At 71.3% G+C, this 20,321-nt stretch carries 20 protein-coding genes; 10 read left to right on the top strand and 10 right to left on the bottom strand.

Going from position 1 to position 20,321, the window contains the following annotated elements; all coding sequences use genetic code 11:
• Positions 1 to 174: 174 nt before the first annotated feature.
• The gene (locus VFE05_05580) at positions 175 to 984 is read left to right on the top strand and encodes an energy transducer TonB (GenBank protein HET6229532.1); all 810 of its coding nucleotides are present in this window, start codon (positions 175 to 177) and stop codon (positions 982 to 984) included.
• 21 nt (positions 985 to 1,005) lie between these two features.
• Positions 1,006 to 2,460 carry an amino acid permease gene (locus VFE05_05575; GenBank protein HET6229531.1) on the top strand — a complete coding sequence of 485 codons (1,455 nt, stop codon included), beginning with the start codon at positions 1,006 to 1,008 and terminating at the stop codon, positions 2,458 to 2,460.
• A gap of 245 nt (positions 2,461 to 2,705) precedes the next feature.
• Here the strand turns inward: VFE05_05575 and VFE05_05570 are convergent, their stop codons facing one another.
• Entirely contained in the window at positions 2,706 to 3,290 is a 585-nt protein-coding gene (locus VFE05_05570; GenBank protein HET6229530.1) for an NAD(P)H-dependent oxidoreductase, read from the bottom strand.
• A gap of 614 nt (positions 3,291 to 3,904) precedes the next feature.
• Here VFE05_05570 and alaS point away from each other — a divergent pair.
• Complete coding sequence (gene alaS, locus VFE05_05565; GenBank protein ID HET6229529.1) at positions 3,905 to 6,547, top strand: alanine--tRNA ligase; 2,643 nt, start codon at positions 3,905 to 3,907, stop codon at positions 6,545 to 6,547.
• Positions 6,548 to 6,747: 200 nt separating this feature from the next.
• Positions 6,748 to 7,023: a hypothetical protein gene (locus VFE05_05560; GenBank protein HET6229528.1), complete on the top strand. Its 276-nt coding sequence runs from the start codon at positions 6,748 to 6,750 to the stop codon at positions 7,021 to 7,023.
• 81 nt (positions 7,024 to 7,104) lie between these two features.
• On the opposite strand, the gene VFE05_05555 is transcribed toward VFE05_05560, so the two are convergent.
• The 7 genes from VFE05_05555 to VFE05_05525 form a co-directional block, all read right to left on the bottom strand.
• Positions 7,105 to 7,341, bottom strand: coding sequence for a hypothetical protein (locus tag VFE05_05555; GenBank protein HET6229527.1), 237 nt, complete (start codon positions 7,339 to 7,341; stop codon positions 7,105 to 7,107).
• On the bottom strand, positions 7,338 to 7,760 hold the full coding sequence (locus tag VFE05_05550) for a putative toxin-antitoxin system toxin component, PIN family (GenBank protein HET6229526.1): 423 nt from the start codon (positions 7,758 to 7,760) through the stop codon (positions 7,338 to 7,340). The genes VFE05_05555 and VFE05_05550 overlap by 4 nt, the downstream gene beginning before the upstream one ends.
• Positions 7,761 to 7,833: 73 nt before the next feature.
• Positions 7,834 to 9,249: an aminotransferase class V-fold PLP-dependent enzyme gene (locus tag VFE05_05545; GenBank protein ID HET6229525.1), complete on the bottom strand. Its 1,416-nt coding sequence runs from the start codon at positions 9,247 to 9,249 to the stop codon at positions 7,834 to 7,836.
• Between the two features lie 20 nt (positions 9,250 to 9,269).
• Entirely contained in the window at positions 9,270 to 9,959 is a 690-nt protein-coding gene (locus VFE05_05540) for a rhodanese-like domain-containing protein (protein HET6229524.1), read from the bottom strand.
• Positions 9,956 to 10,561, bottom strand: coding sequence for a YeeE/YedE thiosulfate transporter family protein (locus tag VFE05_05535; GenBank protein ID HET6229523.1), 606 nt, complete (start codon positions 10,559 to 10,561; stop codon positions 9,956 to 9,958). Before VFE05_05535 ends, VFE05_05540 begins: the two co-directional genes overlap by 4 nt.
• Positions 10,558 to 11,145: a YeeE/YedE thiosulfate transporter family protein gene (locus VFE05_05530; protein ID HET6229522.1), complete on the bottom strand. Its 588-nt coding sequence runs from the start codon at positions 11,143 to 11,145 to the stop codon at positions 10,558 to 10,560. Before VFE05_05530 ends, VFE05_05535 begins: the two co-directional genes overlap by 4 nt.
• A complete protein-coding gene (locus VFE05_05525) occupies positions 11,142 to 12,089 on the bottom strand; it encodes a rhodanese-like domain-containing protein (protein ID HET6229521.1) in 948 nt (315 codons plus the stop codon). Before VFE05_05525 ends, VFE05_05530 begins: the two co-directional genes overlap by 4 nt.
• 310 nt (positions 12,090 to 12,399) lie before the next feature.
• Between VFE05_05525 and VFE05_05520 the strand changes: the two genes are divergently transcribed.
• The 6 genes from VFE05_05520 (at position 12,400) to VFE05_05495 (ending at position 17,935) form a co-directional block, all read left to right on the top strand.
• Positions 12,400 to 13,533, top strand: a complete 1,134-nt coding sequence (locus tag VFE05_05520; protein HET6229520.1) for a histidine kinase — start codon at positions 12,400 to 12,402, stop codon at positions 13,531 to 13,533.
• The gene (locus VFE05_05515) at positions 13,530 to 14,318 is read left to right on the top strand and encodes a LytTR family DNA-binding domain-containing protein (protein HET6229519.1); all 789 of its coding nucleotides are present in this window, start codon (positions 13,530 to 13,532) and stop codon (positions 14,316 to 14,318) included. Before VFE05_05520 ends, VFE05_05515 begins: the two co-directional genes overlap by 4 nt.
• A 430-nt stretch (positions 14,319 to 14,748) precedes the next feature.
• The gene (locus VFE05_05510; GenBank protein HET6229518.1) at positions 14,749 to 15,165 is read left to right on the top strand and encodes a ferritin-like domain-containing protein; all 417 of its coding nucleotides are present in this window, start codon (positions 14,749 to 14,751) and stop codon (positions 15,163 to 15,165) included.
• Positions 15,150 to 15,917, top strand: coding sequence for an SDR family NAD(P)-dependent oxidoreductase (locus VFE05_05505; protein ID HET6229517.1), 768 nt, complete (start codon positions 15,150 to 15,152; stop codon positions 15,915 to 15,917). Before VFE05_05510 ends, VFE05_05505 begins: the two co-directional genes overlap by 16 nt.
• On the top strand, positions 15,910 to 16,938 hold the full coding sequence (locus tag VFE05_05500; protein HET6229516.1) for an asparaginase: 1,029 nt from the start codon (positions 15,910 to 15,912) through the stop codon (positions 16,936 to 16,938). Before VFE05_05505 ends, VFE05_05500 begins: the two co-directional genes overlap by 8 nt.
• Positions 16,939 to 17,206: 268 nt before the next feature.
• Entirely contained in the window at positions 17,207 to 17,935 is a 729-nt protein-coding gene (locus VFE05_05495) for a hypothetical protein (protein ID HET6229515.1), read from the top strand.
• 174 nt (positions 17,936 to 18,109) lie between these two features.
• Here VFE05_05495 and VFE05_05490 read toward each other — a convergent pair whose 3' ends face one another.
• Positions 18,110 to 19,576 (bottom strand): radical SAM protein, encoded by a 1,467-nt coding sequence (locus VFE05_05490; protein HET6229514.1) that lies wholly within the window; start codon positions 19,574 to 19,576, stop codon positions 18,110 to 18,112.
• A 66-nt stretch (positions 19,577 to 19,642) separates the two neighbouring features.
• A partial coding sequence (locus VFE05_05485) for a tetratricopeptide repeat protein (protein HET6229513.1) occupies positions 19,643 to 20,321 on the bottom strand: 679 nt, incomplete at its 5' end.

The following is a 20,321-nucleotide window of genomic DNA, read 5'->3' as shown; positions in this document are numbered from 1 at the left end:
AGCTCGCGGCCGCATCTTCGGGCGAGTAGTATCTTCGGCGCCGGAACGGACGGTGCGAACAGCGATGCTCGTATGCCGCCGGCGGACCTACGGCAGAATGGCGGTGGTATCAACGTTCAGCAGCGTTTGGCGGAGATGGGCACACCAGCGAAGACCGGCGAGGAGGCGTAGCGCGTGTTCGACGTGGTCACGGGCAGGCGGCAGGACCGTAAGGAACCGGCGCGGGCGGCGGCGGTGTCGGTGGGCGTGCACGTGCTGCTCATCGCGCTGCTCGTGATGCTCACGCGCGGCGGCGCCACGCTCTTCCAGCCGGTGGGCGTGAACGACTCCATGGCCCTGGGCGCGCCGGGCGGAGGCGGCGGGGGTGGCGGAGGCGGTGGCGAGACCGTAACCTACGTGGACGTTCCTCCCCCTCCGCCCCCACCCCCGCCCACTCCCGAGCCGGACCCGCTGCAGACACCGGTGCCGCCCCCCGTGGTGCCGCCCGTGCCCACGCCTCCGGTCCAGCAGCCCAAGCCGCAGGCGCAGCCCACGCCGGCTCCCGCGCAGCCCGCGCCCGCGACGAATCCGGCGCCAGGTCCGGGCGCGGGAGCCGGACCGGGGCAGGGAAGCGGTCAGGGCGCGGGCCAGGGTCCCGGCAGCGGCCCCGGATCGGGAGGCGGAAGCGGAGGGGGAACGGGCGGGGGGATCGGCAGCGGGACGGGGCCTGGCACGGGCGCCGGCCGCATCCGCCCGCCGACGACGGAGGTGCTGCTGATCCCCCCGCAGCGGCCCCGGAACCTGGGCACGCGCGACGTGATCCTGCGCCTGAGCGTGGACGAGCGCGGCAAGGTGCGCGAGGTGGAGGTGGTCACGCCCACGGGCAACCGCGGCTACGACGACTCGCTGAAGCGCACCGCCATGGCGTGGGAGTTCAGCCCCGCGCGCGAGCAGGACACCAACCGGCCGGTCGCGGCCAAGCTGGACGTGACGGTCACCATCTAGCCACTCCCCAACGGAGCAGCCATGCCCGGCCCCGTCTCGCCGCCGCCCCCCGACACCTCCTCCGAAGCAGAGTTCAAGCAGGGCCTCTCGCTCCTGGACGCCACGATGCTCGTGGTCGGGTCCATGATCGGCTCGGGCATCTTCATCGTCTCGGCAGACATCGCCCGGCAGATGAACTCGCCCGGCGCGCTGCTGGCCGTGTGGGTCATCACCGGGCTGATCACGCTGTTCGGTGCGCTGTCGTACGGCGAGCTGGCGGCCGCGATGCCCAAGGCGGGCGGCCAGTACGTCTTCCTGCGCGAGGGGCTGGGGCCGCTTCCCGGCTTCCTGTACGGGTGGACGCTCTTCCTCGTCATCCAGACGGGCACCATCGCCGCGGTGGCGGTCGCGTTCTCCAAGTTCCTGGGCGTCTTCTTCCCGCAGGTCTCGCCCGATCTCTTCCTCAAGCTGGGCAAGCTGCCCATGCCGGGCGGGGTGATCGAGCTGGGGCTGTCGTGGCAGCGCGTGGTGGGCATCGTGCTAATCGCACTGCTCACGGCCGTGAACATGCGCGGGCTGCGCGAGGCGAAGTGGATCCAGAACGTGTTCACCTTCGCGAAGACGGGCGCCCTTCTCGCGCTGATCGTGCTGGGCCTCACGCTCGGCTACAACTCCGACGCGGTGCGCTCCAACTTCTTCCGCCCGTGGGAGGGCACGCCTACCGGGAGCGTGTTGATGCTGGCGTTCGGCGCGGCGATGGTGGGCTCGCTCTTCTCGTCCGACGCGTGGAACAACGTTACCTTCGCCGCGGCCGAGGTGCGGCGGCCGGAGCGCAACCTGCCGCTGGCGCTGGCGCTGGGCACCGGGCTGGTGACGCTGCTGTACGTGCTGGCGAACGTCGCGTACCTTGTCGTCCTCAAGCTCAGCGCGATCCAGACGGCGGACCAGGACCGCGTGGGCACGCTGGCGCTGGAGCACATGTTCGGGCCCGTGGGCAAGTATCTGATGGCGGGCGCGATCCTGGTCTCCACCTTCGGCTGCCTGAACGGGCTGATCCTGGCGGGGGCCCGCGTCTACTACGCGATGGCGCGCGACCGGCTCTTCTTCCAGGCCGCCGGCCGCATCTCGCCGAAGACGCACGTGCCCACCTTCGCGCTGCTGGTGCAGGGCGTGTGGACGGCGCTGCTCACGCTCACCGGGTCGTACGGACAGCTCCTGGACTACGTGATCTTCGCGGCGCTCGTCTTCTACGTTCTGACGACGATGGCGCTCTTCTCGCTGCGCCGGAAGCGGCCGGACATGCCGCGGCCGTACAAGGCGTTCGGCTACCCGGTGATCCCCGCGCTGTACATGCTGGCCGCGCTGACGGTGGCCGTGCTGCTCCTCTTCTCCAAGCCCGCGTACAGCTTCGCGGGGCTCTTCATCGTCCTCCTCGGCATCCCCGTCTACTACCTCTGGCGCCGCGGCTCCGGCAGGGCGGACGCGGCCGAGGGCTAGACGCCGGGCGACGGACGCTGGACGGTAGATGTCGTCCGGACGGTGGATGCGGAGATTTCGGTAGATGTGAATCGGGCGGGCGCCGCTGCATCGGCGCCCGCCCTTTCGCGTTCTCGGATTTCTCCGCCGATGCGATGCACCGCCCGCGCTGCCGATCCGCCGGCGCGCGTCTACGGGAATCACGCACCACGCTGCCGTCCCACGCCTTACCTCATCGCCACCCGCCGAAGCTGTGGGCTCGGCTGTCAGCTCACGGGCGGGGCGGACATGCGGCGGGTCCAGGCGTCGAGCTGCTGGAGGTAGGCCGTGATGAACTTCCGCGTGGGCTCGAAGGTGAGCTTGCCGTACGCGTCGAACTTCTCGCCCGCCATGTAGACGACGATGCCGGCGTGCGGCATGAGGTGCGACAGCGTGGAGAAGAGGACGATCTTGAGCTGCTGCTGCGCCCGCGCGCTCCCGATCGCACCCGGCGACGCGCCCATCATCCCCACCGGCTTGCCCGCCAGCGGCGACTTCCCGCCCGGCCGCGACGCCCAGTCGATGGCGTTCTGCAGCACGCCCGGCACCGTGTGGTTGTACTCCGGCGTCACGAACAGCACCGCATCCGCAGCAGTGATGGCGTCCTTGAGGGCGCGCACGGGTTCCGGCCGGGCCTCGTCGTTGTCCAGGTCCCCGTTGTAAAGCGGAATCGCGGAGAGGTCGAACGGGTCGATGCGCATCGTCTCCGGCGCGAGCTCGGCGGCGGCGGCCAGGAGGCGGCGGTTGTACGATTCGCGCCGCAGGCTGCCGGCGATGCCGAGCACCCGAAGCTGCCGGTTGGTGGCGTCCATTGGGGAAAGTCCTCACGGAGTACGGTAGATGGTGCAACACGGATGTCGGCGGCGGACCGCTGCACGAACAGGACCGGCGGGGTGGAGTGAAGTTCGCGAGGCGGTGGTGTGCCTGGCGGTTGAAACCGCGGCAACGACAGCGCAAAGTCCGCCTTCGCGGACGAACGGCACGGGCGGAGATGTCGAGGCGTTTCCGCTGCATTCCGTGCGTGAAGCGCCGGACGCGTGAAGCGTCGAGGAAGCGTACGCCTACGACCGGAACCGGCCCAGTTGTCGTTGGTTTTCGTCGTATCCGGAAGAAGATGTGCGGCGGGAGACTGCCGGGGCAGTTTCCGGCAGGCTCGCGCCGGGGCGGGGAGACCCCAGACGGAGGGCGCCAGGCAGTATCGGCGCCCGGAGGAGGAGGCTCGCCGACCCGGCGGAGGAGACCGGCAGCAGTACCGCCGGGCTCCGGAGCGGTCCGCATGCGACGGAGCATCCGCCCCGCCATCGAGCCGCATCGGAAACCGCCGCCTTCCGGCCTTGAGAAGCCGCGGGGCGGCGCGTTATGTTGAGCGGTTCCGGACGACCAGTCCCGGCCGAGCCCGTTCGCCCAAGAAACCCGAGCAGACCCGATGCGCGCCGACGAGATCCGTTCCCGCTTCCTCGACTACTTCGCCCGCAACGGGCACGAGGTACGCCCCTCGTCGTCGCTGGTGCCCGCCGACGACCCCACGCTGCTGTTCGTGAACGCCGGCATGGTGCAGTTCAAGAAGGTCTTCCTGGGCATGGAGGAGGTGCCGTTCCGCCGCGCCACCACGTCGCAGAAGAGCGTGCGCGCCGGCGGGAAGCACAACGACCTGGAGCAGGTGGGCTTCACGGCGCGGCACCACACCTTCTTCGAGATGCTGGGCAACTTCTCGTTCGGCGACTACTTCAAGCGCGACGCGATCCGCTTCGCCTGGGAGCTGCTGACGGTGGAGCTGGGCATCCCCGCCGAACGGCTGTGGATCACCGTGCACTACACGGACGACGAGGCGGAGAAGCTGTGGCAGGAGATCGCCGGGCTGCCGCTGGAGCGCATCTTCCGGCTGGGCGACAAGGACAACTTCTGGCAGATGGCCGACACCGGCCCCTGCGGCCCCTGCTCGGAGATCCACTTCGACCTGCGCCCAGGCGACCTGCGCGGGACGGAGCTGGCGAAGGAGGACTTCGAGGTCCACGGCGAGGCGGGCGAGTTCCTGGAGCTGTGGAACCTGGTGTTCATGCAGTACGACCGCGACGCGGACGGTGTGCTCACGCCGCTGCCGGCGCCGTCCATCGACACGGGCGCGGGTCTGGAGCGTCTCGCCTCCGTGCTCCAGGGTGTGCCGACGAACTACCACACCGACCTGTTCACCCCGCTCATCGAGCGCGCGGTCGAGGTCGTGGGCGTGCCCTACGAGTACGGCACGCCGCAGGGCTCGTCGTACCACGTGCTGGCCGACCACGCGCGCGCGACGGCGTTCCTGCTGGCGGACGGCGTCTTCCCGAGCAACGAGGGCCGCGGCTACGTGCTGCGCCGCATCCTCCGCCGCGCGGTGCGGCACGCCTGGCTGCTGGGCCGCCGCGAGCCCACGCTGGTGGAGGTGGTGGATGCGACCATCGCGCGCATGGGTGAGACCTATCCCGAGCTGGCGCAGCGCCGCGATTACATCCTACGCAACACGCGGGCGGAGGAGGAGCGCTTCCTGGCCACCATCGACGGCGGGATGCGGCGGTTCGACGAGATGGCGCCCGCGGGTGGGTCCGGCACGGTGGCGGGCGCGGACGTCTTCCGCCTGTACGACACCTTCGGCTTCCCGCCGGACCTGACGGAGCTGATGGCGGCGGAGCGCGGCTACGGCGTGGACATGGCCGGCTTCGACGCGGAGCTGGAGGCGCAGCGCAAGCGCTCGCGCGAGGACCGCGCGGCCAGCGGCATCGGCGTGGGGGCCGATGCGCTGGCGATGGGCTGGGAAGAGGCGCCAGGCGCCGCGGGTGCCGAGCAAGAGTTCGCCGCCTACCGCGCGACGGAGCTGGAGACGGACGTGCTCGCCTTCCGCCGCCTGGACGACGGGCGCCTGGCGGTGCAGCTCCGCGAGAACCCGTTCTACGCCGAGAGCGGCGGCCAGGTGAGCGACACCGGCGCCATCCACGGCGAGGGCTGGACGATGGCGGCCAACGAGGTGCGTCGCGTGGCGGGGCGCGTGGCGGTGATCGGCCCGGTGGAGGGCGACTTCACGCCCGGCCGCGTCCGCGCGGTGGTCGAGGAGCCGCTACGCCGCGACACCGAGCGGAACCACACGGCCACGCACCTGCTCCAGGCCGCTCTCCGCGGCGTGCTGGGCGAGCACGTGCACCAGCAGGGCTCGCTCGTGGAGCCCGGCCGCCTGCGCTTCGACTTCTCGCACAGCGGCCCGCTCACGGCCGACGAGGTGGGCGAGGTGGAGAGCCGCGTGAACCGCGCGATCTGGCAGAACGGCGAGGTGACCACGGCGCAGATGGGCTACCGCGACGCGATCGGCCGCGGCGCGATGGCGCTCTTCTCGGAGAAGTACGGCGACGTGGTGCGCGTGGTGGAGATCCCCGGCGTGAGCATGGAGCTGTGCGGCGGCACGCACGTGCGGACCACGGGGCAGATCGGCCTCTTCCGCATCGTCTCGGAGAGCGGCGTGGCCGCGGGCGTGCGCCGCATCGAGGCGGTGACCGGGCCCGAGGCGTTCGAGCGCGTCCGCCGCGACGAGCGCACCCTGCGCGAGGCTGCGTCGCTGCTCAAGACGCGCGAGGAGAACCTGATCCCGAGGCTCCAGACGGTGCTGGAGGAGCACCGCGACCTGCACCGCCAGCTCGACAAGGCGCGCGTGTCGGGAGGCGACGACGTGGTGGCGAAGCTCCTGGCGTCCGCCGTCGCGGTGGACGGGACGCGCGTGGTCGCTTCGGCCGTGGAGGTGGCGGACGCCGACGGGCTGCGGGTGGTGGGCGACCGCCTGCGCGAGGCGCTGGGCAGCGGCATCGGCGTCCTCGCGGCCGACGTGGGCGGGCGGACGTCGCTGATGGCGGTGGCTACGGACGACATGATCCAGCGCGGCGTTCGGGCAGACCGCGTGGTACGCGAGGTGGCGGCGCTGGCGGGCGGCAAGGGCGGCGGCAAGCCGCACATGGCGCAGGCCGGCGTCTCTCTGCCGGAGCAGGTGCCCGCTGCGCTCGCCCGCGTGGTGGAGATCGTGCGCCCCATGCTCGCCGAATCCGCCGCGTGACGCCGGCCGAGCGCTGGCTCCGCGACCACCTCCCCGACGCGCCGCCTCGCCTGCTGGACGCGATGGTCGCCGCTCTCACGTCCTTGGACTCGGAGTTGGCGTCTACCGCAGCGGAGCCGGGCGACGCCGTTTCGGGAGATGCGGGATCGGGAGATGCAGGGCCAGGCGCTAGATCTGGCGGTGTGCAGCCGGTTGCTTTCTTGTCTCGAGAAGCGATTCCGACAGGTGCGCAGGCTGGAAATGCGTGGCCCGAGGCCGACGCGTCGTTTCCCGACACGCTCGCGGCCTCGGCCGTCGCGCTCTACCGCTCATTGCGGGGCGGCGCCACGCAACGCGACGACGCCCTCCCCCTCCTCGCGGCCGATGCGCTGATGACGCATGCGCTGGAAGCCCAGGCCCAGGCGGACCCCGCCGGCCTCGCCGCCTTTGCGGAACGCTGGGGCGCCGCAGGGAAGCTGGGCGAGCCGGCCGTGTGATGGAATCTGCCGGACAAGTAACGAAAGAAGGCCCGCAACGGTTCCCGTCGCGGGCCTTCTCGTCTCCTGCCCATCGCATCTTCAGATGCGGTCCGCCTCGGCAGGCTCGGCGTCGGGCACCTGCGCGAGGGCGGCGTCGAACTTCTTGCGGCTGGCGCGGCGCGCGCGTTCCGAGAGGTATTCTTCGGTCATCAGCGCAGACATCTTCTCGGCCACAGCCGTGGCGATGAACTGGTTGATCGAGATCCCTTCCTGCGTCACGATATCCTTCATCCCCTTGTGAAGGCTGTCGGGCAGGCGGAGGCTGAGCGTCGTCATGGCAGTGCTCCTATGCTGCTTAGAAACTCCCGCGGGTCGAGCGGCCGAATGCCGAACCTTTCGCACCCCGCGAAATCCTTCTTGTTGAACGTCACGATCACCCTACTGTCGGACTTCACTGCAAGTTCCAGGACCATGTCGTCCTGCGGGTCCTTCAGATACGGACGCCACAGAAAGAAGATCGCGTGGTGCCGGCCCGCCGAGCACAGGTAGTCGAGAATGTCCGAGATTCCCTGCGGCGAGACGGGGATGCCCACCTCGCGCCTCAGCAGCACGTCCTCGTATTCGAGCACCACTGGCACGGACAGGTTGATCTCGAACTGGCCCGTTCCCACCAGCGACAGTAGGCGGTAGGACGCGCCCCGATTGGATCGGAGCCCCGCGACGAGAACGTTGGTGTCGAGTACGATCTGTGGCATCGGCATTGTGGTATCATATGTAATACCACTGCCATTGTAAGTCAACGGTCCAGGCGCAGGGCAGTTCCGTCGCTCATGCTGCCGCGCCAGGGGTGCCGATGACCCCGGCCGCGGGTTCGCGGCGCGCTCGGTGACCGGCCTCGCCCCGGAAGGATTCGACGACGGTGAGGAAGCGGCGGAGGTCGGATTCCACGGTGGCGACGCCGAGGGAGACGCGGACGGCGCCGACGGGCGGCCCGGCGAGGCAGCGGCGGAAGCGGCCGGTGGTGAAGCCGTCGCGCGCGAGGACGCGCAGGCAGCAGAGCGAATTCTTCGCAGGGAAGGCGAAGGCGTGCTCGGCCGCGCCGGGGTTGCAGAAGCAGCCGCCCCGGACCGAAACCCCGGCTTGAGCCGCGCGAGTCTCCACGATCTCGTAATCTACCGCGTGGCCGTCTCGGTTCAGGATGTTGAGGGCGACGGTGGCCCCGCGGTCCTCGCCGTCGTGCGGGCCGTAGATGCGGACCAGCGGCGCGCCGCACGGGTGGCGCATCTCCGACAGCGCGTTCAGCAGCAGGCGCGTGAGGCCGGCGAGATGGTAGCCGAGGCGCTGCATCCCCACCTCTTCCAGCAGGCGCAGGCCGGCGGGGACGGCGGCGATGCCGAGGAAGTTGACCGTGCCGTCCTCGAACGCCTCCGCGCCATCTTTGAGCATGTGCAGCGGGTGTTGCGTGGATACGAACTCCACGGTGCCGCCGGCGAACCACGGGCGCCGGAGCCGCGCCAGCGCCTCGCGCCGGGCGATCAGCGCGCCGACGCCGGTGGGATAGCCGAACATCTTGTAGAAGGAGAGGGCGACGAAGTCCGGCCGTACGTCGCGCAGGCGGAGCGCGCTGGTGGGCACGAACGCGGCGGCGTCGAGCAGCACGTCGTAGCCCATCTCCTTCGCCTGGCCGACGAGGGCGAGCGGGTGGCGCACGCCGGAGAAGTTGGACTGCGCGGGGAAGGCGAAGAGGTTGGGCGCGCTCCGGTCCGCCCCGGCGAGCACGGGCTCCGGGTCGGCCATCCGCATCTCGCCGTCCAGCGGGACGTAGCGGACGTCCGCTCCCGCGCGCTCGGCGAAGCGGCGGATACCGTTGACGGAGTTGTGGTTGTCGGCAGAGAGAACGAAGCGGGAGCCGGCCGCGAACGGGTACGCCTCGCCGACGAGCCGGAGCGCGCCGCTGGCGTTGCCGGTGAAGCAGACTGCGTACTCCGCCGGATCCGCGTCGAAGTGGCGGAGCACCGCCGCGCGCGCCGCCTCCACGTGCGCGGTGCTGTCGCGCGACGATGGGCTGTCGGAGTGCGGGTTGCCCAGGATGGACCCGCCCAGCAGCGCCGCGTGCCCGCGCACCAGCGAGTCCGCGTAGAGCGCGGTTCCGGTGTAGTCCAGGTACGCGTGGCCCTGTTCGTCCAGCCGCCCGAACTCGCACGCGCGGAGGGTGCGGAAGTAGGCTTCGATCTGGCTCGGCATGGAGTCCTCGCGGCGGCGGGTCAGCATCCGCGGGCGCGGATGCGCGCCACGGCGGCCGTGCTCGCGCTCGCCTCTCCCGACGCCGGACGGGGAAGCTCACCCCCGGCGTCGTCGTGAGATGCGCGGGGGAGCGCGGCGGTTGGATCGTCCACCGTCTGCGCCGTTCCGCCCACGCGCGGGCTGCCGCCGAAGTAGCGGCTGAGCGCCGCCTGCTCCGGCCAGCGCGCCTTCGCCTGGGGCGACGCGTCGTCCGGCAGGCGCGGCTCCACGATCTGCGTCGCCCACTCGTACAGGCCCTCGCGGAGGAAGAAGACACGCTCCAGGCCCTTCGCCCGCAGGAAGAACCAGCCCTGCGCCGCGTGCGTGCCGCCCTCGGAGTAGAGGACGACCGTCTCGTCCGCCCGGAAGCGCGCCCGCGTGAGCTGCGTGACCGAAAAGTTCTCCGCCGTCGGGAGATGGTAGGCGGCGAAGTCGTCGGCGCCGCGCACGTCGATCACGCGCAGGCCGGGCTTCCAGTCGCGAATCCACTGCGCGAGCTCCAGCGCGGTGACGTGGTCCTGCTCCGCCTGGACGATGGCGGCCAGCCGATCGACATCTACCGTCGCGCCCGTCCCTCGGTTCGGCTCGCCCGCGACGAGGGCGAGCACGCCGAGGACGCCCGCGCAGCCGGCCAGCGCGTGCTTTCGGGAGATGCGCGGGATGGGCATCATCCGCCTCCCGCGGCCAGGCGCCGCGCCCGCCGCTCGACGCGGTCCGCGCCCGCGAAGCCGCCCAGCGCCAGGGCGACGAGCGCAAACAGGACGACGCCGTACGGCAGGTTCAGGAGCGCGGGGAAGGTGAGCGCGCCGCGTGGCGTGCGCTCGTAGAAACGGCGGACGAGCGGGAACACCTCGGAGAAGACGAAGACGCCGGCGAGCATCCCCGCGACCACCGCCGCGCCGTCCTTCCGCCCCGTCGCAGCGGCCACGCAGCCGGTGCCCGGGCACAGCCCGCCCGCCACCATCCCCGCGCCGAAGACGATCCCGCCGACGGCTTGCGGCAGCAGGAAGGTGGGTGGGACGTAGACCTGCGCGAGGTCGAGCACGCCCAGCCACGAGAGCCAGAACACGCCCAGCGCGGCCGTGACGATGGCGGTGAACATCACGCGGAAGACGGCGAGGTCCGTCAGGTAGAACTGCGCTGCGAGCTTTCGCGCGCTGCCCAGCCCCGCGCGCTCCAGCGACCAGCCGAACGCCACGCCGATCCCGAGCGCCGCGAGCAGCCCCGCGGCACCGTCCGCCGCGACGGGGGAGAAGAAGGGAAGCGCGGTCATGTCCACTGCCTCCGGAAGAGAGGGGCGACGGCGTACGCGGCGGCGAACGCCGCGGCGATGAAGATCCAGCTTCCCACGCTCAGCAGCGCGCCGCCGGTGAGCGCCTGGCCGCTGGTGCAGCCGCGCGCCAGCTTGGCCCCGATGCCCATCACCGCGCCGCCGGCGAAGGCGTGCACGAGGCGCCGGTTCTCCGTCACCCGCGGGCCGCGCTCCGTCATCCACTTGAACCGGCCGCCGAACCAGGCGCTGAGCATGCCCCCCAGCGTGACGCCGGCGATCTCCCACACCAGCCAGTCGCGCAGCCCGGCGCCGCCGCCCGCGGGCAGGTAATCCGCGAAAGCAGGGTTCGCGGCCGCGTGCTCCGGCGAGAGCGTGGACACGCCCACCGCGACGGCGGACGAGAACGCGCCCGAGGCGCCCAGCCCGCGCCCGGCGATGCAGAACGCCGCCAGCAGCGCGAGCCCGATCCCCACGCCCGCCGCGTACGGGCTGGCGTAGGCCTTCGCGCGCGACGGGACGGCGGCGGGCGCCGCTTCCGCCAGGAGCGCGAACCGCGGCACGCGCGCGGGGGCCGCGGCGCTCATCGTCCGCCCCTGGCCGGCGGAAGCTCCACCGGCAGGTCCGTGCGGCGGTCCCAGTCCTGGAACGAGCCGTCGTACAAGCGGAAGTCGTAACCCAGCAGCCGCGCCGCGAACAGCATCGCCGTCGCCTGCTGGCCGATGTGGCAGTAGCCGACCACCGTGTCGCCCGGCTTCACGCCCGCGGCCTGGAAGACCGCCGCCAGCTCGGCGTTGCCGCGCACGCGGTTGTGGTCGTCCGTCAGCTCCGTGAACGGGATGCTGTGGGCCGAGGGGACGTGCCCGGCGCGCGTGGCCGTCTTCTGCACGCCGTCGTAGAAGGCCGGCGCCCGCGCGTCCACGATGGCGAAGCGTGGCGTGGCCACGTGCGCCCGCACCCACTCCGCGTCCACGATCACGTTCGCCGTGTGCAGCGGCGCGAGCGTGCCCTGTGCGGGCGCGGGGACGTCTCGCGTGACCGGCCGGTGCTCCGTCCGCCACGCGTCCAGCCCGCCGTCCAGCAGCGACACGCGGTCGCCCAGGCCGGCCCAGGTCAGGTCCATCACCACGCGCGTGGCGGGGCTCACCCAGTCCGCGCCGTAGACCACGACCACGCGCGAGCGGTCGGAGATACCGAGCGCCTCCAGCTTCCCGCGCATCACCTCCGGCGCGGGCATCTCCAGCATCAGCGACTTCTCGTCGTGCATGTCGTGCGGGGTGGAGAGGTCCTGGAGGCGGACGAAGCGCGCCCCGGGCACGTGCGCCGAGTCGTAGCCGCCCTTCTCACCGACGTGCAGGACGACGAGGTTGGGGTCCTGGAGATGCGCGGCGAGCCACGCGGGCTCTACCACCAGCCGTTCGCGCGGCGACTGCGCGGCGAGCGGGGCCGCGTGGACGAGGAGGAGCGCGGCGGCCAGCGTTGCCAATGCGCCGGCGCGGGCGGTCCGGCGGGGGATGGGGGAAGCGGGCATGGATCGTCTCCGGTGGATGGGGGAACGCACCGGCCCTCCGTGGGCCGCGTGGGAGGACGATGCGCTCCGCCCATCGCGGCCGATACGGACGTGCAGCCAACCCCCGCCGCCGTGCAGCCGGAGCGCGATGCGCCGCGGCGAATCCGCATCCCATCCACCGTCCCTCTCGTCTCGGCCGATGCGCCACGCCCGACGATCTCCCTGCATCCGTGCGGTTTTTCACCGGACGGAGCGCACGGTTCGCTGCACGCGGGGCACACTTCGCCGCATCTCCTTTCCGCTCCGGCGTGCCGCCGCTTAGCTTGGGTGCATGGACACCGCCGCCGAGCTCCGCCCCGCCACACCGCGCAGCCATCTGCCGCTGCCAGTTCTCTTCGTCGTCGCTACCGTCGTAGGCCTGGTGGGGGCGTGGCAGCATGTGGAGTCGATGGCGCAGTTCGGCAACCCGGCGCCGTACGCGCACGGCATGGCCATGCGGCTGCCGTTCTGGTACGTGTGGGCGCTCACCATCCCCTTCCTCCAGTGGTTCGTGCGGAAGGTGCCCATCGACCGGCACCGCTGGGTGCCCGGCGCGGCGCTGCACCTGGCGGTGGGGGTCGCGGTCGTGCTCGTCAACCGGCACCTGGTGCTGGCGATCCAGTGGTTCCTGCCATACCGCCTGTTCGTGATGGGCAACCCGTTCCCGCAGTACTTCCTGCAGGGCGCCTCGCGGGGGATCGCGACCGACCTTCCGCTCTACGTCGTCCTCCTCGGCCTGGCGTACCTGGTCGAGTACTACTCGCGTTATCGCGAGCGCGAGCTGGCCGCGTCCGAGCTTCGGCGGCAGCTGGTGGAGGCGCAGCTCCAGGCCCTGCGGATGCAGCTCAACCCGCACTTCCTCTTCAACGCCATGAACAGCATCGCCATGCTGGTGCGCGGGCAGAGGAATCCCGAGGCGGTGCGCATGCTGGCGGGCCTGAGCGACCTGCTGCGGAGCGTGCTGGAGGAGAAGCCGCCCCTGGAGGTGCCGCTGCGCGACGAGCTCCACTTCCTGGAGCGCTACCTCGCCATCGAGCAGGTGCGCTGCGCGGACCGGCTGAACGTGCGGATGGAGGTCGCGCCGGACCTGCTGGACGCGCGCGTGCCCAACCTCATCCTCCAGCCGCTGGTGGAGAACGCGATCAAGCACGGTGTCGCCCGGCGCAGCGCGGCCACGCTGGTCGCAATCGGCGCGGAGCGGCGCAACGGCAGCATGGTGCTCACCGTACGCGACGACGGGCCGGGGCTGGAGGGCGAGGCGCCCGAGGGAGTGGGGATGCGGAACACGCGCGCCCGCCTGGCGCAGATGTACGCCGGCGAGCACCACAGCCTGGATCTGGCGAACGCGCACGGCGGCGGCGCCCTCGCCACCATCGAGCTGCCGTACCGCCGCGGCGGCGGCGACGCCGAGCGGGGCCGCCGATGACCGCGCCCCTCCGCGTGCTGGTGGTGGACGACGAGCCGCTCGCCCGCACCGGCGTCCGCGAGCTGCTGTCGCGCGATCCGGAGCTGTCCGTGGTCGCCGAGGCGGCGGATGGACGCCAGGCGGTAGATGCGATCCTCTCGCTGCGGCCGGACCTGGTGTTCCTGGACGTGCAGATGCCGGAGATGGACGGCTTCGAGGTGCTGCGCGAGGTGGGGCCCGAGCGGATGCCCAGCGTGGTCTTCATCACTGCGTACGACCAGTTCGCCCTCCGCGCCTTCGACGTGGCGGCGGTGGACTACCTGCTCAAGCCGTTCGACGACGAGCGGTTCGACGTCGCCGTGGAGCGCGCGAAGGAGGCCGTCCGCACACATGCTGCGGGCGACCTGGGGCGCCGCCTTCTCGGCCTGCTCGACTCGCGCGAGGCCGCGGGCGCGCACGGAACCCCGGGCGGATACGCATCGCGTCTGCTGGTGAAGAGCGCGGCGAAGACGCTCTTCCTGCGCGTGGAGGAGATCGACTGGATCGAGGCGGATGACTACTACGCCAAGCTTCACGTGGCCGGCAAGACGCACCTGCTGCGCGAGACGATGGCGTCGCTGGAGGCGCGGCTGGACCCCGACCGCTTCTTCCGCGTGCACCGCTCGGCCATCGTGAACCTGGACCGCGTCCGCGAGATGCAGCCGCTCTTCCGCGGCGAACACGTCCTTATCCTCCAGGACGGCACCCGCCTCAAGCTCACCCGCGGCCGCCTCGACAAGCTCGAATCCGCCCTCGCCGGCCGCTGACGCACGCCGCTGCTGCGCCCCGCATCCTCCGCGCCCGATCTATCGTCTTGTAGGGGTGCGATTTATCGCATCCGGCCACCCTCTCCCACCGCACCGTCAAACGCCGCACGCGCTGACCAGCCGCGCATCTCCCGGCCACCATCGGTCCTCCATCGCCGATCCACCTCCGTATCCGCATCTCCCGAATCCAATTTTCGAACAGCGCTGTTTCAGAATGTTCACGCCGCCGACACTCCGTCCGGCGGGCCTCGTTGATGATGGATGGTCCACGGCAGATGCGTTTCGCGTCCTGTAGTTCGATTCGGATGTGGAGACACGATCCACGGGCTGCGGAGCCCGAATTGCGTTGCGACGCTTCGCCCGGCATCTTCCGGGCGGCACCGGAGGACCCGATCTCCGCCCGGCGCAGCGCACCTCCACACAACCGCAGATGCCCACCGACCTGATCGAGTGCCTCCAGCTCTGGCGTGCCGCCGAGAAGGAGCAGGCGCTCTTCTACCGCGCCCTGGCCGCCGAGGCCGAGGAGCGCGGGAACGCCGCGCTGAGCGAGCGCTTCAACGACCTGCACGCCGACGAGCAGCATCACGTGTCGCGCCTCACCGCGCGCCTGCTGGAGCTGGGCGCCGCGCCGGGCGAGCTGGCCGGCATCGCCCCGCCGCCCGCTTCGTTCGACGTGTGGGAGGCCGCCGCCCGCGACCGCGAGCAGCACGAGGTGGGGCGCTATTCCGCGGCCCTCGAGAAGGGCGAGCCGGCGATGGACGAGACGACCGCCGCGCTCGTGGCCGAGATCCTGGACACGGAGCGCCACCACGCGCAGGAGCTGGGGGGGAAATGGACGCCGGCGTGACGCTGGGCCTGGCGGGCAAGCGCGCGCTGGTCACCGGCGGCTCGCGCGGCGTGGGACGCGCGACCGCGCTCATGCTGGCGCGCGCGGGCTGCGACGTGGGCATCGGCTACGCGAGCCGCCACGCCGACGCGGAAGCCGTCGTCACGGAGCTGAAGCGCTTCGGCGTGCGCGCGTGGGCGCAGGCCGCGGACATCAGCCAGGAAGCGGGGTGCGACGCGCTTTTCGGACGATGCGAGCGGGAGCTCGGCGGGCTGGACATCTACGTGGGCAACGCCGGCATCTGGCCGCCGGACGACGTGCCCGTCGCGGAGATGACGGAGGCGCAGTGGACGCGCACCATGGCCGCGAACCTCACCTCCATCTTCTACACCACGCGGCTGGCGGCGCGGATGATAGGTCCCGGCGGACGCATCGTGCTTGTCTCGTCCACCGCCGGCCAGCGGGGGGAGGCCGGGCACGCCGACTATGCCGCCAGCAAGGGCGCCATGATCTCGCTCGTGAAGTCGGTCGCGGTAGAGCTGGGGCCGCGCGACGTGGCCGTCAACTGCGTCGCGCCCGGCTGGATCGACACCGAGATGGTGGCGGGTGCGCTGGGCGCCGACCGCGAGCGGATCGAGGGCGCGATCCCGCTCCGCCGCGTCGCGTCTGCTGACGACGTGGCGGGGCCAATCGTCTTCCTCTGCTCGGCGCTGGCGCGGCACGTGACCGGCGAGGTGCTGAACGTGAACGGCGGGAGCGTGCTCTGTGGCTGACGTTGAGGGCGGCAACCGGGCGCAGGGAAGGCTGCCGCGCGTCCTCTTCCTGGCGACGGGCGGCACCATCTCCATGCGCATCGATGCGGAAAGCGGGGGTGCGGTCCCGCGGCTCAGCGGCGCCGAGCTGCTGGCGCTGGTGCCCGGCGTGGAGAAGGTCGCCGACGTGGAGGTGCGCGAGTTCGGACGCTACCCGGGCCCGCACATGACCGTGGAGCGCATGTGGGAGCTGCGCGCGGCGGTGCTGGATGCGCAGCGCGAGGGCTTCGACGGCGTGGTGGTCACGCACGGCACCGACACCATCGAGGAGACCGCGTACCTGCTGGACCGGTCGATCCCGGCCGACATTCCGGTGGTCATCACCGGCGCCATGCGGAACTCATCGGAGCTTTCGTGGGACGGCCCGGCCAACTTCATGGCCGCCACCGAGGTCGCCGCCTCGTCCGAGTCGCGCGGCCGCGGGACGATGGTGGTGATGGACGAGAGCGTGGTGCAGGGCAGCGAGGTGGTGAAGACGCACACCGAGGAGGCGGGCACCTTTCGCTCCCCCAATTGGGGCCCGCTGGGCGTGACCGACAACGGCCGCGTGCTCTTCTACCGCGAGAGCCGCCGCAAGCCCGCGCTCACGCCGGACGAGCCGCAGCGGCTGGTCGACCTGGTGAAGATGGTTGCCGGGGCGGACTCGCGGCTGGTGGATGCCAGCCTGGACAGCGGCGCGCAGGGCCTGGTGATCGAGGCGATGGGGCGGGGGAACGTGCCTCCCGCCGTGGTGCCAGGGATCCAGCGCTGGATCGACGCGGGCAGGCCGGTGCTCATCGCCTCGCGGTCGCACCGCGGGCGCGTGCTGGACACCTACGCGTACGACGGCGGCGGCCACCAGCTTCGCGAGATGGGCGCCATCTTCGCCGACGTGCTCACCGGGCCCCAAGCGCGCCTGGAGCTGATGCTCGCGCTCGGCGTCTTCGGCACCGACCTCCTCGGCATCCGCGCCGTCGTAGAAGGCGACCGCTACGACGTCTGATCTTCCGGGCGACGAACCAGGCGGCAGCCACGACGGGCGAGGCGGGAGATGTAGTGCCGCGCATCGCCGCGATTTCGGTAGACGAACGGCCGCGCGCCCGTTTCGGCGGATGCGCATCTTCCGAACAGCCCATCGGCAGATGTGCATCCCGCGTCTGGCGGTCGATCGGCTGACCTAAACTGATCACCCCCGCTCGTCCGGCGGATGATCATCCCCCGGACGGCGGTTACGTTAGCCGACGGGCGGCTTTCCTCCGGCCATTCGCACCATGATCCCGGCATTTGGACACGATCCGCCGCACCGGCACCCGCGGCTGGAGCCGGACCGCATCATCGCCACCATGCGGCGCCTGCGCGACCGCATCGGGGAGCGCTTTCCCGGCAGCGGCCTCCTCGCGCTCTCCGAGGGGCTGCTCACAATCGCCGACGAATGCGTGGAGCGGCTGAAGGAGGTCGCGCAGCCCAGCATCCCCATCCGCACCGGGGTGGGCCTGCTGCTGGCGGCGCTCGTCGCGCTGCTGGGCCGCATCGCCGCGGGGGTGCCGCTGCACCTCATGGTGAGCGACTTCGGCGCGTTCCTCCAGGTGCTCGACGCGGCCAAAAACGTGGTGCTCTTCCTGGGCGCGGGAATCTTCTTCCTCGCCACCCTGGAAGGCCGCATCAAGCGGCGGCGGGCGCTGCGCTACATCCGCGAGCTGCGCGCGGTGGCGCACATGGTGGACATGCACCAGCTCAGCAAGGACCCGGACCGGCTGGTGCAGGAGCCGCGCGACACGCCCTCGTCGCCCGTGCGGGGCCTCACCCGGTACGAGATGTCGCGCTACCTGGACTACTGCAGCGAGCTGCTGTCGCTGAACAGCAAGGTCGCCGCCCTGTACGCGCAGCAGTTCAACGACCCTGTCGTCCTCGCCGCCGTGGACGAGGTGGAGGACCTCACCACCGGCCTGAGCGCGAAGATCTGGCAGAAGATGGTGGTGCTCAACCAGGCCATCCGCTGACCTGACTGGGATTCGCAGCGGCACCGCCTTCCACGGGAGCTCGCCGCGCGCGTCTTCCCCGCGAGCCGGCGGCGTGCGTGATCGGTGGCAAAAGAGGAAGGGAGCAGCCCGATCGGCCGCTCCCTTCCTCTTTTCGTCCCAACTTGATGCTGATGGCTCCAGCTTCCAAACCTGTCACGGCATCGATGCAGAAGCCATCGGCTGACGGGCCTGAGCTTCCCGGCGATCCTGCATCTCTTCGAGGGTGAAGCGCATCTCGCGCTTGAGGTTGGATTTGGTCCCGCAGCACGTGCGCGTGCCGGACTTGATGCGCGTCAGCGGGCAGGCGCCGCCCTGGCAGCCGGGCAGCACGTAGCACGTCTGGCAGAGCGCGTCGGTCTCGAAGTGGGGCGCGACCCAGCGAGACATGTTCTGCGGGTCCACGTCCAGCACGCCTTCGGGGCTGATGCTGCCCACCACGTTCTCGGGCATCTCGTCCAGCGCGATGGTGCACTTCATGAGCTTGCCCGTGGCCCCCACGATGAAGCTGTACGGCCGCGACGCATAGCACACCTGAGAACCGGGATACCGCACCTCGTCGATCCCGCCCTCCGGGTGCAGGCCCAGGGACTTGGCCTGCGCGCGCAGCTGGTCCTTCACGAAACGCCGTTCCTCCACGCCGCACGTGTCGATGTCCTGGTCGTTGGGCCCGCCCCACCGCCCGATGGCGCGGAACCGCAGCCGGAACCGCGGGTCGCCCCCGAAGTCTTCGGCGAGCGATTCCATGAAGCCGCCCAGGCGCGAGAAGTTGTCCTGGTCGAAGTTCACGCGCAGGTTGACCTTGAAGCTGTCCCTGCGCGCCGCCATGGCCCGCAGGTTGTCCAGGATCACGGCGTGGGTGGGGCTGCCGTCGCGGCCCACGCGCTTGCAGTCGTGCTCCTCCGCCTTGCCGTCCACCGTGATCTGGTACGTGGTGCAGCCCCACTCCAGCAGGCGCGTCGCTCGCTCCTCGGTGAGCAGGTACGCGTTGGTGGTCATGTTCTGGCCGAGGCGGATCCCGTGCTTCTCGGCCGTGGCCTTCATGAACGGGGCAAGGTCCTCGATCGCCTCCCAGCCGTACAGCGGCTCCCCGCCGAACCACCCCACCGCCAGCTCCTTGAGCTGCGGCGCACGCTGTTCGACCAGCGCGCGCACTCCCTGCCGCACGCCGGGCTCCATCGTCCCGTTCTTGAACTTCTCGTAGCAGTACACACAGCGGAAGTTGCAGTCCTCGCTGGCCAGGAGGATCAGCTCCAGCTTGTCCGTGCGCCACTGCTGCTTGCCGAAGATCATGCGGAAGATCGCCATCTCGTCCAGGTCGTCGCGGACGAGAAGGCCGCGCGCGGCCAGGTGCTTCGCGTAGGTGTCCAGCGGTTCGCGAAGCTCCTTGGCGGAAAGTGCCTCTACGGCGCCGTCGCGGTGCTCGGGCATGAACTCCAGCGCGGCGCCCGTGAGGGTGTTCCACACCAGGAGGCGCCCGTCGTCGCCCACGGTCCGCGCGTTGAACCGCGAGGGCTGCCAGCGCGCGGAGCGGCTGTAGCTGAGCTGCGCCAGCGGAGCGGCGGGCGCGGCGGCGGTGCCGCCGTCCAAGGGCGAGCGGGTCATCACGGACGAGGTGGTCATTGCGGGTCCCTTCGCGGCGCTGGCCGCGCGATGCGGGTTTCGAGACGGCGGCGTGGGAACGTTGCGTCAGGCCGGGACGGCTTCGTACGTACGGCGCGCGAGGGTGCGGTTCCGCAGCAGTCCCGGGTGGCCGGGCGCCAGCGCAACGGCGGCATCCAGGTCGGCCAGGCCTTCGCGGATGCTGCCCAACTCCAGGCGCAGCGCGGCGCGGTTGGCGAGCAGGAAAGGATTCACCGGGTCTGCCGCCACGGCCGTGTCGTAGGCGTCCAGCGCGGCATCGGGCCGTCCCGCCGCGCGCCGCAGCCCGGCGAGCGCGGCCCACGCCTGCGGGCGGGCGGGATCGAGGTCCACCGCACGCTCGTATGCAGCCTCCGCCTCGCCAGCGCGCCCCGCGCGCAGCAGGCACTGCCCCAGGTTGAACCACACCTCGGGGTACGGCGCCGACATCTCGATGGCGCGGCGGTAGTCCGCCTCGGCCTCGTGCAGCCGGCCCAGCTTCAGGTAGATGCTGCCGCGGTCGTTGTGGTACTCGGAGTAGCTGGGGTCCATCTCGATCGCTTCGCCCAGGTAGCGCAGCGCGGCGTCGTGCTCGCCGTTCTGGGCGTAGACCTGCGCCGCGTTGTACAGCAGCACCGACCGGTGCAGCCGGTGTCGGTCCGCCGGCAGGTGCTCGTCCAGCCGGGCGTGGTTGGCCTCGGTCATCTCCACCGCCTCGGTGGGGCGCCCCTGGCGCAGGTGCACGTAG

The organism is Longimicrobiaceae bacterium, assembly GCA_035696245.1.
Taxonomy (GTDB): Bacteria; Gemmatimonadota; Gemmatimonadetes; order Longimicrobiales; family Longimicrobiaceae; genus DASRQW01.
Note: the sequence above shows the minus strand (reverse complement) of the source record. Positions and strands in the feature narration are given on the sequence as shown.